The following is a 13,773-nucleotide window of genomic DNA, read 5'->3' on the forward strand; positions in this document are numbered from 1 at the left end:
AATGGCTGGATCAAACCTTCAACTACGGCATCAACACCGGGATCGGCGTCGAAGTGCTGGGCGATGACGAATTGGCCTTTATCAGGTAGTCAGTGTACGCAGCAGGTTCTTGTAGTCCTCGCGGATGTCCGCGTCGGATTCCTTAAGTTCGTTGATCTTGCGGCACGCGTGCAAAACAGTCGTGTGGTCGCGGCCGCCAAACACATCGCCGATTTCCGGCAGGCTGTGGTTGGTCAATTCCTTGGACAACGCCATCGCAACCTGGCGCGGACGTGCCACCGAGCGTGAACGACGCTTGGACAGCAAGTCGGAGATCTTGATCTTGTAGTACTCGGCGACGGTACGCTGAATGTTATCCACAGAGACCAGTTTGTCTTGCAGCGCCAACAGGTCTTTCAAGGATTCGCGGATCAACTCGATGGTGATGTCGCGACCCATGAAGTGCGAGTGGGCGATCACGCGTTTAAGCGCGCCTTCCAGCTCACGGACGTTGGAGCGAATCCGTTGGGCAATAAAGAACGCAGCGTCGTGCGGCAGATCGACTTTGGCCTGGTCGGCTTTTTTCATCAAGATCGCGACGCGGGTTTCCAGCTCGGGCGGCTCGACGGCTACCGTCAGGCCCCAGCCAAAGCGCGATTTGAGGCGTTCTTCAAGGCCTTCGATTTCTTTAGGGTAGCGGTCACTGGTGAGAATGACCTGCTGACCACCTTCGAGCAGGGCGTTGAAGGTGTGGAAAAACTCTTCCTGCGAACGTTCCTTGCGGGCGAAGAACTGAATGTCATCGATCAGCAGGGCGTCCACCGAACGGTAGAAGCGCTTGAATTCGTTGATCGCGTTCAGTTGCAACGCCTTGACCATGTCGGCCACGAAACGCTCCGAATGCAGGTAAACGACCTTGGCATTCGGGTTCTTCTTTAATAGGTGGTTACCCACCGCGTGCATCAAGTGGGTCTTACCCAGGCCAACGCCGCCATAAAGGAAGAGCGGGTTATAGCCATGCTTCGGGTTGTCCGCTACTTGCCAGGCCGCAGCCCGGGCCAGTTGGTTGGACTTACCCTCGACGAAATTCTCGAAGGTGAAAGTGCGGTTCAGGTAACTGGTGTGCTTGAGCGCGCCTTCAACCTGCACGGTGCGCTGCTCGGAGCGAACCGGGGCCTGCTGCGAACTGGCGCCAGCCATCGGGTCAAAGCTGTCGCGAGACGGCTCCTCACTGACTTCAGCCATTTTTTGCGTCGTGCGTTTGGCGGGCGCGCTGGCTGTCGGAGCTGGCGCAGGGGCATTCACGGGCGCCTGTGCAGCTTGAGCTTGAGACGCTGCGGCGGCCAACGGCGCATTCGGTGCGGCACGCGGTGCCGAACTGCGCTTGCTGCCTATTAATAAGGAAAGCGCCGGCGCCAGGCCATTGCCATGCTCATCAAGCAGTTCAAGAACACGACCCAGGTACTTTTCGTTGACCCAGTCGAGAACAAAGCGGTTCGGTGCGTAGACACGCAACTCGTCGCCTTCGGCTTCGACCTGTAGTGGACGGATCCAAGTGTTGAATTGTTGGGCAGGCAGCTCATCGCGCAAAAGCTCCACGCACTGCTGCCAAAGTTCCACTGACACGGATATCCCCTAAGTTGAAAGCCGGTGAGGCAAAAACAAGCGGCCATTGTAGCGACCAGACGCCGACTTATCCACACGAAGGTTCGCCACTGACCAATAAGAATCAACGTTTTATACGCAAAAAAGACGACCAACGGTCTGTGCATAAGCTCTGTGGATAACCGGGCCTGAGATCGTTGCACAAGTAGGGGGGAAACTCGGTGGATAACCAGCCTGTGGATAAAGAGCCCTTTCACACACAGGTTATCCGACAGCGCAGCACAGCCTGCCCCCTGTTTTCCACCGTAGTTGTCATTCTCTGTACAGCGCGGTTTAGAAGGGCTCAAGGCAGTTATCCACAGAAGACCGCGTGCCTAGCTTTTATAAGCTTTACAGAAAAGCTTTAAATAATTCCTTTCTTATTTCTATTTCTAATGGCCGGTTAATCGAGAACAAAACCTCAGGAGATCTATTTATAAGGAAACGCTGGTTGGAAATTGACCTAGAGGCTTGCTTTCTCTAGAATCCCCGGTCTCTTAAAACGGGGGCCATTCCGGCCCGTTGTGGACGAACCAGGTAACACGACAATGAAACGTACTTTCCAACCAAGCACTATCAAACGCGCTCGTACCCACGGTTTCCGTGCTCGCATGGCTACCAAGAACGGTCGTGCCGTCCTGTCGCGTCGTCGCGCCAAAGGTCGTGCGCGTCTGGCAGTTTGATAATCCGGCACTGGAGGTGAGTCAGGACTTCAGTCGGGAAAAGCGTTTGCTTACCCCCCGGCATTTCAAGGCAGTCTTTGACTCCCCTACCGGCAAGGTTCCGGGGAAAAATCTCCTGCTCCTTGCGCGCAACAACGATCTTGATCACCCCCGTCTCGGGCTGGTTATCGGGAAAAAGAGCGTAAAGCTCTCCGTCGAGCGCAATCGCCTCAAACGTCTGATGCGCGAATCGTTCCGTCTGCACCAGGATTCACTGGTCGGCTGGGACATTGTTATCGTCGCGCGCAAAGGTTTGGGTGACGTAGAAAACCCCGAATTGATTCAGCATTTCGGCAAACTCTGGAAGCGTCTGGCACGCAGCACGCCGGTACCAGCAGTCAAAACCGAAACTGTAGGGGTAGACAGTACCGATGCGTAAACTGGCGCTCGTTCCGATCCAGTTTTATCGCTATGCCATTAGTCCCCTGATGGCCAGCCACTGTCGTTTCTACCCCAGTTGTTCCTGCTACGCGTATGAAGCCATAGAAAATCATGGCCTTCTGCGCGGTGGCTGGCTGACCTTTCGTCGTTTAGGTCGCTGTCATCCGTGGAATCCCGGTGGTTATGACCCGGTTCCATCTATCCCTACCTCCCGTTCTTCTTCGATGGCCGAGTAATCATGGATATCAAACGCACGATCCTGATCGTCGCCCTGGCAATCGTGTCCTACGTTATGGTTCTTAAATGGAACCAGGACTATGGCCAGGCTGCCCTGCCGACTCAGAATGTTGCTTCCAGTACTACCGCACCGGGTCTACCGGACACGGCGACTGGCAATAATGCTTCTGTCAGTGACGACATTCCACGCGCCGCAAGCGATACCAGCGCCACTGCACCTGTTGAAACCGCAGTAGCAGCCAGCAAAGACCTCATCCAGATCAAAACGGATGTGCTCAACCTGGCCATCGATCCACAAGGTGGTGATGTTGCCCAGTTGACGTTGCCGCTGTATCCACGTCGCCAGGACCATCCGGAAATTCCATTCCAGCTGTTCGATAATGGCAACGAGCGGACTTATCTGGCGCAAAGCGGCTTGATCGGCGTCGACGGCCCGGACGCAAGTCCTGCCGGTCGTCCGGTTTACTCCTCCGAGAAGAAGATCTACCAACTGGCTGACGGTCAGAACCAATTGGTCGTAGACCTGAAGTTCAGCAAGGACGGCGTCAACTACATCAAGCGTTTCACCTTGAAACGTGGCCTGTACGACGTAACCGTTTCCTACCTGATCGACAACGAAAGCACCAAGCCTTGGTCGGGTGCGATGTTCGCCCAACTGAAGCGCGACGCCAGCTCCGATCCGTCTTCCAGCACCGCCACCGGTACCGCGACTTACCTGGGCGCAGCCCTGTGGACAAGTAACGAGCCGTACAAGAAAGTGTCCATGAAGGACATGGACAAAGGCCAGCTGAAAGAAACCGTCAACGGTGGTTGGGTTGCCTGGTTGCAACACTACTTCGTGACCGCGTGGATTCCGGCGAAGGGCGAAAACAACGTCGTCCAGACCCGTAAAGACAGCAAAGGCAACTACATCATCGGCTACACCGCTCCGGCATTGACCATTGCGCCAGGCGCCAAAGGTGAAGTCAGCGCAGTGCTGTACGCCGGCCCGAAAAGCCAGGCTGTGCTGAAAGAGTTGTCCCCAGGTCTGGAACTGACCGTCGACTACGGCATCCTGTGGTTCATTGCCCAGCCAATCTTCTGGCTGCTGCAACACATCCACGCCATTGTCGGTAACTGGGGCTGGTCGATCATCTTCCTGACCATGCTGATCAAGGGTCTGTTCTTCCCTCTGTCGGCCGCCAGCTACAAATCCATGGCACGCATGCGTGCAGTGGCTCCGAAACTGGCCGCGCTGAAAGAGCAACATGGCGATGACCGGCAGAAAATGTCGCAAGCCATGATGGAGCTGTACAAGAAAGAGAAGATCAATCCGCTGGGTGGTTGCTTGCCAATCCTCGTGCAGATGCCGGTTTTCCTTTCGCTGTACTGGGTTCTGCTGGAAAGCGTTGAAATGCGCCAAGCGCCGTTCATGCTGTGGATTACCGACCTGTCGATCAAGGATCCGTTCTTCATCCTGCCGATCATCATGGGCGCAACCATGTTCATCCAGCAGCGTTTGAACCCAACGCCTCCGGATCCGATGCAGGCCAAGGTGATGAAGTTGATGCCAATCATCTTCACCTTCTTCTTCCTGTGGTTCCCGGCGGGTCTGGTGCTGTACTGGGTGGTCAACAACTGCCTGTCCATCAGCCAACAGTGGTACATCACGCGTAAAATCGAACGGGCTACCAAAGCAGCCGCTTGATTTACACTGTGGATAACCACTCAAAACGCCCCCTCGTGGGGCGTTTTGCTATCTGTCTCTTTTGTCTGGATACCGGTGTATGAGCGTTCCTCGTGAAACCATCGCTGCCGTCGCCACCGCTCAAGGTCGCGGCGGCGTGGGCATCGTCCGTATTTCCGGGCCTTTGGCGAGCGTTGCAGCCAAGGCCTTCAGCGGTCGCGAACTGAAGCCGCGGTTCGCCCACTATGGTCCGTTCCTTGGCGAAAACGATGAGGTCCTGGATCAGGGCCTCGCGCTGTATTTCCCGGGCCCCAACTCCTTCACCGGTGAGGACGTGCTGGAACTTCAGGGCCACGGCGGCCCGATCGTTCTGGACATGCTGCTTAAGCGTTGCCTGGAATTGGGTTGCCGGCTGGCCCGGCCGGGGGAATTCAGCGAACGCGCCTTTCTCAATGACAAACTCGACCTGGCTCAGGCCGAAGCCATTGCCGATTTGATCGAAGCCAGTTCTGCACAGGCCGCAAGAAATGCCCTGCGTTCTCTGCAAGGCGCGTTTTCCCAGCGTGTGCATAACCTCACCGAGCAACTGATCGGCCTGCGGATCTATGTCGAAGCGGCTATCGACTTCCCCGAGGAGGAAATCGACTTCCTCGCCGATGGCCACGTGCTGAGCATGCTCGATAAAGTGCGCGACGAGTTATCCACAGTACTGCGCGAAGCAGGCCAGGGTGCGCTGCTGCGGGACGGGATGACCGTGGTGATTGCCGGTCGACCGAATGCCGGTAAATCCAGCCTGCTCAACGCACTGGCGGGCCGTGAAGCGGCGATCGTGACCGAGATTGCCGGTACGACCCGGGACATCCTTCGCGAACATATCCACATTGATGGCATGCCGCTGCACGTGGTTGATACCGCGGGCCTGCGCGATACCGACGACCAGGTGGAAAAAATCGGTGTCGAAAGAGCATTGAAAGCCATCGGCGAAGCAGATCGGGTGCTGCTGGTGGTCGACGCGAGTGCGCCTGAAGCCCTCGATCCGTTTGCCTTGTGGCCAGAATTCCTTGAAGTGCGGCCTGATCCGGCCAAGGTAACGCTGATCCGCAACAAAGCGGATCTCACGGGCGAAGCGATTGCCCTGGAAGTCAGCGAGGATGGCCATGTCACCATCAGTTTGAGTGCCAAATCTGCGGGTGAAGGTCTGGAGTTGCTGCGCGACCATCTCAAGGCGTGCATGGGCTACGAGCAAACATCGGAAAGCAGCTTCAGTGCTCGCCGGCGTCACCTTGAAGCATTGCGCCACGCCAGCGCGTCACTCGAACACGGTCGCGCCCAGCTCACCCTGGCGGGTGCCGGTGAGTTGTTGGCTGAAGATTTGCGTCAGGCGCAGCATGCCTTGGGCGAAATCACCGGTGCGTTCAGCTCCGATGATCTGCTGGGGCGCATTTTTTCAAGTTTCTGCATCGGTAAATAACGCAGGAGGCTGTGGGTAACTTATCCACAGCCTCTTGCGTCGCTTTACCAGTTGTACGAGACCGAGCCAAGCAAGGTGCGATCTTCACCCCAGTAGCAGCGTCCTGCATCGTTACAGCCAGACACATATTCCTTGTCGAAGAGGTTTTTCGCGTTCAGGTCGACGGTCCAGTTCCGATCAATCTGATAACCGATCGCTGCATCCACCAATGTGACGTCTCCGGCATCGAGCTTGCCGTAAAGAGTGGGCGCCGTGTAAGCGAACGCACTGTCGAAATAACGCACGCCACCCCCGACATACAGGCCCTTGAGGCTGCTTTCGAGGAAGCGGTATTTTGCCCAGACCGAGGCCTGGTTACGCGGTACGCCAGTCATTTGATGATCTTTGACCAAGGAAGTCGCCGCGTCCTTGGTAATCCGCGCATCGGTATACGTGTAGGCAGCCGTCACGTTCAGGTTGGGGGTGAGGTTGCTGTTGAGTTCCAGTTCGACACCTTTGGAACGGCTTTCGCCCACTTGGCGGTAGCTGGCGGTCGTGGCGTCGAAGTAGGTGTCGTCCTTTTTGCGCAGGTCGTAGACCGACGCAGTGATCGCTGTATCCCAACCAATCGGTTCGTATTTGAGACCCACTTCATACTGGCTGCTGGTGATGGGGTCCAGCGGCGCACCGGAATTGGAAATCTGCTGCACCGGCACGAAGGCAGTCGAGTAGCTGACATACGGCGTCAGGCCGTTGTCGAACTGGTACATCATGCCGCCCTGGTAAGTGAACTTCTTGTCCTCGGAGCTGATGTTGCTGCCTTTGGCCACCTTGTCGCGAAAATCACTGTCTACCCAATCCTGTCGACCGCCCAGCAGGAACAGCCAGTGGTCGTACTTGCTCTGGATCTGTGCATAAGCACCTTTCATTTGCTGTTCCAGCAGGGTGTTTTGCACCGCGATCGGCGTGAGCGGGTCACGCAAGTAAACCGGGTTATAGATGTTGATCGGCCCAACCAGGCCCGCGTTCCAATCCTGATTGAAGGAGGTGCGGTCAAAACTGCCACCGAACAGCACCGTGTTTTCCAGGCCGCCAACGTTGAATTTGCCTTCCAGCTGGTTATCCAGCGAGTACACCATCGACTTGTTGAAACGGTCGTAGGCGGTCATGTTCAGGCGCGTGCCGAAACCGGCGTTGTTGAGGTTGCCCGGCCAGGTTTCATGGCGGGTGATGCGCGACTGCATGTAGCGCGAGTTCTGCCGGAACTGCCAATCGTCGTTGAAGCTGTGGGTAAATTCATACCCCGTGCTCCAGGTCTCCCGCTCGAAGGTGTTCCAGTCGGGATCACCGAGCATGGTGTCCTTGGCTAACTGGCCGTTGGGATTTGTCAGCAACGTCCCGGCAGCCGGTAGGCCAAGTTCCATGTTGGTGTGGTCTTTCTGGTAGTTGGCCAGCAGCGTCAACGTGTTGTAGTCGTCGAAATTAAGGGTCAGCGACGGCGCGATGTACAGGCGATCGTCCGGTACATGGTCCGTTTGGGTGTCGGCATTGCGGCCCAGCATCACCACGCGACCAAGAATATTGCCGCTCTCATCCAGTGGTCCGGACACATCCACGCCCAATTGACGCCGATTGTTGGAACCGTAGCTCAGTTGCACTTCACCTTGAGGCGCGGCGGTCGGGCGCTTGCTGACCAGGTTGACCAAACCACCGGGCGCGTTCTCGCCGTAAAGCAGCGACGACGGCCCGCGGAAAATCTCGACGCGCTCCAGGCCGTACGGTTCGGTGCTGGTGTCATACCGATTACCCTGCACGCGCAGGCCGTCTCGCAGCAGGCCGTAGCCATAATCCGTCGCGTTGAAACCGCGAATGAAAAACAGGTCACCGGCCAGGCTGTCGCCGGCGGCAAACGGTGGCGCGAAGATGCCCGGCACATAACCCAGCACATCGGTGAGGGTCTGGGATTTTTGATCTTTCATGCGTTGTTCAGTGACAACCGACACCGAACGCGGTGTTTCCGACAGTGGTGTACTGGTTTTCGTACCCACCCGGCTGTTCGCGACCTTGTAACCCACGTCCGTGGCGTAATCGAGGTTCATCTCGTTCGCTTGCACGCCGGTGATGTTGGTGGCTCCAAGGACCAAAGACCCGGTCTGCGGCACCGGCTGCAGGATGTAACTGCCCGGCGCCTGAGGTACTGCCTGCATTCCGGAGCCCTGCAGCAACACCGAGAAACCTTGTTCGATGGAATAACTGCCGGCCAGTCCCTGGCTGCGCATCTGCCCGGTTTGCTGGGGGGAGAACGACAGAATCACATTGGCCGCCGAGGCGAACTGGCTCAGGGCACTGTCCAGTGGGCCGGCTGCTATGGCGTAGCGTTGCGTGGCACTGGCGGCGACCGCATACGGCGTCGTCAGCACGCCACTCACGGCGCTGGTCATCAATAAACTGTAGGCGATGCAAGGGTGAGAAAAGCGCAGGCGGAACGTAGGAAGTCGCATGGATGGATAAGCCCTGAAGGTGGCGAAGAGCCGCGTTTATCGCGATTACCTGTAGGGCCGTGTCAGGGTTAAAAAAGATAACCCTGGCGCGTATTTATTTTCCCGAGGCATTTGAACCCATCAACCGGTCTGACTGATCGACACCCAGTAGCGGGTGAAATAACGCACGCTAATGGGCAGTGAAGCTTGCAGGTTGGCCAGCACCGCATCGGTGGAATCAAGCCGAAACGTGCCGGACACCCGCAGTCGTGCAGAACGCTCGTCACATTGCAGGACCCCGGAGCGATAGCGTCCCAGTTCGTCGATGACATCGCCCAACTGTGCATCCAGCACGATCAATTGGCCGTTGATCCAGGCCGCTTCTGATACCCGATAAGGATGAATCGCGCCGACGCTGTTGCTGGTGAAATCGGCACCTTCGCCCGCTTTCAATAGCTGCGGGCTGCTTGTTTGAGCACTGGGTTGCAGGCTGACGCGGTCTTCCAGCACGCCAACGCGAGTCGAACCCGAAAGCTGATGTACCGAAAAGCGCGTGCCCAGGGCTTGAATCCGGCCTTCTCGGGTTTCGACGAAAAACGGTCGGGAGTCGCCAAGCTTCCCCGTGCGAATGAGGATTTCCCCGGAGCGCAAACGAATCAAGCGTTGCTGCCCGTCGAACAAGACGTCGATTGCCGTCTGAGTGTTCAGGTGAATCTGACTGCCGTCAGCGAGTTCGATTTTCCGTCGTTGGCCGACCTTGGTTGAATAGTCGGCCCAGACATTGCCCAGCGCAGTGTGCTGCTGAACATTCCAGCCCACGTAGCCGGTGCCTGCGAGGATCAATAGCAGTTTGAGCACTTGCCGCCGTTGTTGGGTGGAGGAGAGTGCGCGGCGCGTCAGGTCTCGCGGCATTGCGCCCAGGTGACGCTGCAGTTGTTCCATCTGGTTCCAGGCGGCGAGGTGCGCTGGATTGCTGTCGACCCAGTGCTGCCAGGCTTGTCGTTGGGCGAGCGAAGGGGGTTCGCTCTGAAACTGCACATACCAGCTGGCGGCGGTTTCAAACACTTTACGGTCAGGCGCGGCCGACATCAGAGGCCCGCCATGATCAGTGAACATTCGGTGAGGGCGCGAATCATGTGCTTCTTCACCGTGGTCAGCGAAACCTTCAGTTCAATGGCGATCTGTTGATAAGTCAGCCCTTCGATCTGCGACAACATAAAGATGCGCTGGGCTCGGGCACCGAGACTGGTCAAGGCTTTATCCACAGCCACCAGAGTTTCGATGATCAAGGCCTTGTCTTCTTCACTGATCGCAGTGGCGTCAGGGCGCGCTGCCAATGTGTCGAGGTAGGCCACTTCTATAGCCCGCCGGCGATAGCGATCAATCACCAGTCCTCGTGCAACGGTGGCCAGATAGTCCCTGGGTTCGCGGATCTGCGCTGCATTGCGCGCGCCGAGGATGCGTACGAACGTATCGTGCGCTACATCCGCCGCATCGCACGCGTCATGCAATTTGCCCTTGAGCCACCCGTATAACCAGGAATGGTGCTGCTCGTAGATGTGCTGAACGGCTGCCGTGTGGGAGGGTAAGGACATAGAGAGACAAGGCAAGTTAATGATAATGCCTATTATTAGTTTCTGTTACGTTTTCTCACAATAGCCCCCGGCGGCTCGATTGCTGTTGTTTGCCAGTCCCTGACCAGTTGCATTGAGCCCCGCAGGAGCAATTTTTACGTCTGCGTTTCGGCTAAATCAGAAAAAACTGTGGATTAAGCCCTGTGAATAACTGCCACTAAGGGCAGTTGATAACAAGGCCTCAAAACTGAAGATAACCGCGCCTGTGGATAACCACCTCTTTAATCCACAGGCTTACACCGGTTATCCAAGGGCCTCATTGGCACATGAGCACAGGGTTTTGAATCTCTGTACACATTGAATTTAAAGACCTGTATCAATCTATCCACAGAAACTTGCCTCAGTAGAAATAAACATAAAAACAAAGATTTAATAAATTTCTTTCTTTTTAATTTCTATAACCGCGACTTCTCCACAGCTGGTTAAATTTTGTGCAAAGGGTTCTTTAGGAAGGGCGAAGTCCCTATACTTGCCGACCTGGTCCAGAAACCCGGGCCCAAACTATTCCTGAATTACCTACTTAAGCAGGCACGAGGTGCGTGGTGGATTTCCCTTCCCGTTTTGAAGTGATCGTCATCGGCGGCGGTCATGCCGGTACCGAGGCAGCACTGGCGTCAGCACGTATGGGGGCAAAAACCCTGCTGCTGACGCATAACGTGGAAACCCTTGGTGCCATGAGTTGCAACCCCGCGATTGGCGGGATTGGCAAAAGCCACCTGGTCAAGGAAATCGATGCCCTCGGTGGCGCGATGGCCATGGCGACCGATAAGGGTGGCATCCAGTTTCGCGTGTTGAACAGCCGCAAAGGCCCGGCCGTGCGAGCCACTCGTGCTCAAGCTGATCGGGTTCTGTACAAGGCCGCTGTCCGCGAAGCCCTGGAAAACCAGCCGAACCTGTGGATATTTCAACAAGCCGCTGATGACCTGATCGTTGAACAGGAAACCGTGCGCGGTGTTGTCACCCAAATGGGCCTGCGTTTCTTCGCAGATTCCGTGGTGTTGACCACTGGCACCTTCCTCGGTGGACTTATCCACATCGGCATGCAGAATTATTCCGGCGGTCGCGCCGGCGACCCGCCATCGATCGCCCTGGCTCACCGTCTGCGTGAATTGCCATTGCGTGTCGGTCGTTTGAAAACCGGTACGCCGCCGCGTATCGACGGTCGTTCCGTGGATTTCTCGGTGATGACCGAACAGGCAGGCGACACGCCGATCCCGGTGATGTCGTTCATGGGGTCCAAAGAGCAGCACCCGAAACAGGTCAGTTGCTGGATTACCCACACCAACGCCCGCACCCACGAAATCATTGCCGCGAACCTCGACCGTTCGCCGATGTATTCCGATGCAGGCTTGATCGAAGGCATCGGCCCGCGTTATTGCCCGTCGATTGAAGACAAAATCCATCGCTTTGCCGACAAGGAAAGCCATCAGGTCTTTATCGAACCGGAAGGTTTGACCACCCACGAGCTGTACCCCAACGGGATATCCACCTCCTTGCCGTTCGACGTGCAATTGCAGATCGTGCAATCGATCCGCGGCATGGAAAACGCGCACATTGTTCGTCCGGGCTATGCCATCGAGTACGACTACTTCGATCCGCGTGACCTGAAATACAACCTGGAAACCAAAGTGATTGGCGGTCTGTTTTTCGCCGGTCAGATCAACGGCACCACCGGTTACGAAGAAGCCGGCGCCCAGGGTTTGCTGGCCGGGGCCAACGCCGCGCTGCGTGCTCAAGGCAAAGACGCCTGGTGCCCGCGTCGCGATGAGGCGTACATCGGCGTGCTGGTTGATGACCTGATTACGCTCGGCACTCAAGAGCCGTACCGGATGTTTACGTCCCGTGCCGAGTACCGCCTGATCCTGCGCGAAGACAACGCCGACCTGCGTTTGACCGAAAAAGGTCGCGAGCTGGGTCTGGTCGATAATGCCCGTTGGGCGGCGTTCTGCAAGAAACGCGAAAGCATCGATCTGGAAGAGCAACGCCTGAAAAGTACCTGGGTTCGCCCGGGCACCGAACAGGGAGATGCCATATCCGAGAAGTTCGGCACGCCGCTGACCCATGAATACAACTTGCTCAATCTCTTGAGCCGTCCGGAAATCGACTACGCTGGCCTGATCGCCGTGACCGGTGGGGGCGCAGAAGATCAGCAGGTTGCCGAGCAGGTCGAAATCAAGACCAAATACGCCGGCTACATTGATCGTCAACAGGATGAAATCGCGCGCCTGCGGGCCAGTGAAGACACCAAACTGCCTGTGGATATCGACTACACGAACATTTCCGGTCTCTCCAAAGAGATCCAGAGCAAGCTCGGTGCGACCCGTCCAGAGACATTGGGCCAGGCGTCACGTATCCCGGGCGTCACGCCTGCAGCCATTTCGCTGTTGATGATTCATTTGAAAAAACGCGGCGCGGGCCGTCAGTTGGAGCAAAGCGCTTGAGTTCGTTGGTCACCTCGCAACATGCCGAAGAGTTATCCACAGGTGCTCGCCAATTGGGTGTCACGCTGACCGAAGCCCAGCACGCCTTGCTGCTGGGTTATCTGGCCCTGTTGATCAAATGGAACAAGGCGTACAACCTGACCGCCGTGCGCGACCCGGATGAAATGGTCTCTCGTCACTTGCTCGACAGTTTGAGCGTGATGTCGTTTGTTCAAAACGGTCGCTGGCTGGACGTTGGCAGCGGCGGCGGCATGCCTGGCATTCCGTTGGCCATCCTGTTTCCGGAGTCGCAAGTGACCTGCCTGGACAGCAACGGCAAGAAAACCCGCTTCCTGACCCAGGTCAAACTCGAACTCAAACTGGATAACCTTCAAGTTATCCACAGCCGCGTCGAAGCCTTCCAGCCTGCACAGCCATTCAACGGGATCATCTCCCGGGCGTTCAGCAGCATGGAGAACTTCAGCAATTGGACGCGTCACCTGGGTGACGCCGATACGCGCTGGCTGGCAATGAAGGGCGTTCATCCGGCCGATGAGCTGGTAGCATTGCCGGCAGACTTCCACCTCGATAGCGAACACGCCCTGGCCGTACCCGGTTGCCAAGGCCAACGCCATCTGCTGATACTGCGCCGCACGGCATGATTGGGAACACAAGCAAGAATGGCTAAGGTATTCGCGATAGCGAACCAAAAGGGTGGTGTGGGCAAGACCACCACCTGCATCAACCTCGCAGCATCGCTGGTGGCTACCAAGCGCCGGGTGTTGTTGATCGATCTCGATCCACAGGGCAACGCCACCATGGGTAGCGGTGTGGATAAGCACGGCCTGGAAAACTCGGTCTACGACCTGTTGATCGGCGAATGCGATCTGGCGCAAGCCATGCACTTTTCCGAACACGGTGGTTACCAACTGTTGCCGGCCAACCGCGACCTGACGGCGGCGGAAGTGGTGTTGCTGGAAATGCAGATGAAGGAAAGCCGCCTGCGCAGCGCGTTGGCGCCGATCCGTGAAAACTACGATTACATTCTGATCGACTGCCCGCCGTCGCTGTCGATGCTGACCCTGAACGCATTGGTCGCCGCTGACGGGGTAATTATCCCCATGCAGTGCGAGTACTTTGCGCTCGAAGGTTTGAGCGAC

The 13,773-nt window shown here is 56.9% G+C and carries 12 protein-coding genes; 8 read left to right on the forward strand and 4 right to left on the reverse strand.

Going from position 1 to position 13,773, the window contains the following annotated elements:
- Window positions 1-81 precede the first annotated feature (81 nt).
- Window positions 82-1,605 (reverse strand): chromosomal replication initiator protein DnaA, encoded by a 1,524-nt coding sequence (gene dnaA, locus ACQKP4_RS26200; protein ID WP_427636845.1) that lies wholly within the window; start codon window positions 1,603-1,605, stop codon window positions 82-84.
- 566 nt (window positions 1,606-2,171) lie between these two features.
- Here dnaA and rpmH point away from each other — a divergent pair.
- The 5 genes from rpmH to mnmE all read left to right on the forward strand — a co-directional run bounded on the left by rpmH (window position 2,172) and on the right by mnmE (window position 6,100).
- Complete coding sequence (gene rpmH / locus ACQKP4_RS26205; protein WP_003213577.1) at window positions 2,172-2,306, forward strand: 50S ribosomal protein L34; 135 nt, start codon at window positions 2,172-2,174, stop codon at window positions 2,304-2,306.
- Window positions 2,307-2,322: 16 nt separating this feature from the next.
- A complete protein-coding gene (gene rnpA / locus ACQKP4_RS26210; protein ID WP_202027651.1) occupies window positions 2,323-2,724 on the forward strand; it encodes a ribonuclease P protein component in 402 nt (133 codons plus the stop codon).
- Entirely contained in the window at window positions 2,717-2,962 is a 246-nt protein-coding gene (yidD, locus tag ACQKP4_RS26215) for a membrane protein insertion efficiency factor YidD (protein WP_052966011.1), read from the forward strand. The genes rnpA and yidD overlap by 8 nt, the downstream gene beginning before the upstream one ends.
- Before the next feature lie 2 nt (window positions 2,963-2,964).
- Window positions 2,965-4,650 carry a membrane protein insertase YidC gene (gene yidC / locus ACQKP4_RS26220; RefSeq protein ID WP_427636847.1) on the forward strand — a complete coding sequence of 562 codons (1,686 nt, stop codon included), beginning with the start codon at window positions 2,965-2,967 and terminating at the stop codon, window positions 4,648-4,650.
- 79 nt (window positions 4,651-4,729) lie between these two features.
- A complete protein-coding gene (gene mnmE / locus ACQKP4_RS26225) occupies window positions 4,730-6,100 on the forward strand; it encodes a tRNA uridine-5-carboxymethylaminomethyl(34) synthesis GTPase MnmE (RefSeq protein WP_427636849.1) in 1,371 nt (456 codons plus the stop codon).
- A 44-nt stretch (window positions 6,101-6,144) separates the two neighbouring features.
- Here the strand turns inward: mnmE and ACQKP4_RS26230 are convergent, their stop codons facing one another.
- The 3 genes from ACQKP4_RS26230 to ACQKP4_RS26240 all read right to left on the reverse strand — a co-directional run bounded on the left by ACQKP4_RS26230 (window position 6,145) and on the right by ACQKP4_RS26240 (window position 10,154).
- A complete protein-coding gene (locus ACQKP4_RS26230) occupies window positions 6,145-8,580 on the reverse strand; it encodes a TonB-dependent siderophore receptor (RefSeq protein WP_427636851.1) in 2,436 nt (811 codons plus the stop codon).
- Window positions 8,581-8,700: 120 nt separating this feature from the next.
- Window positions 8,701-9,648 (reverse strand): FecR domain-containing protein, encoded by a 948-nt coding sequence (locus tag ACQKP4_RS26235; RefSeq protein WP_427636852.1) that lies wholly within the window; start codon window positions 9,646-9,648, stop codon window positions 8,701-8,703.
- Window positions 9,648-10,154 (reverse strand): sigma-70 family RNA polymerase sigma factor, encoded by a 507-nt coding sequence (locus ACQKP4_RS26240; protein WP_427636853.1) that lies wholly within the window; start codon window positions 10,152-10,154, stop codon window positions 9,648-9,650. Before ACQKP4_RS26240 ends, ACQKP4_RS26235 begins: the two co-directional genes overlap by 1 nt.
- Window positions 10,155-10,735: 581 nt before the next feature.
- Between ACQKP4_RS26240 and mnmG the strand changes: the two genes are divergently transcribed.
- The 3 genes from mnmG to ACQKP4_RS26255 form a co-directional block, all read left to right on the forward strand.
- Entirely contained in the window at window positions 10,736-12,634 is a 1,899-nt protein-coding gene (gene mnmG, locus ACQKP4_RS26245) for a tRNA uridine-5-carboxymethylaminomethyl(34) synthesis enzyme MnmG (protein ID WP_427636855.1), read from the forward strand.
- Window positions 12,631-13,275, forward strand: a complete 645-nt coding sequence (gene rsmG, locus ACQKP4_RS26250; RefSeq protein ID WP_427636857.1) for a 16S rRNA (guanine(527)-N(7))-methyltransferase RsmG — start codon at window positions 12,631-12,633, stop codon at window positions 13,273-13,275. Before mnmG ends, rsmG begins: the two co-directional genes overlap by 4 nt.
- Window positions 13,276-13,293: 18 nt before the next feature.
- Window positions 13,294-13,773 (forward strand): ParA family protein (locus ACQKP4_RS26255; RefSeq protein WP_427636858.1); only part of this gene is annotated, 480 nt, incomplete at its 3' end.

Origin of the sequence: Pseudomonas sp. NPDC086278, from assembly GCF_050280905.1 — a bacterium.
Classification (GTDB): domain Bacteria; phylum Pseudomonadota; class Gammaproteobacteria; order Pseudomonadales; family Pseudomonadaceae; genus Aquipseudomonas.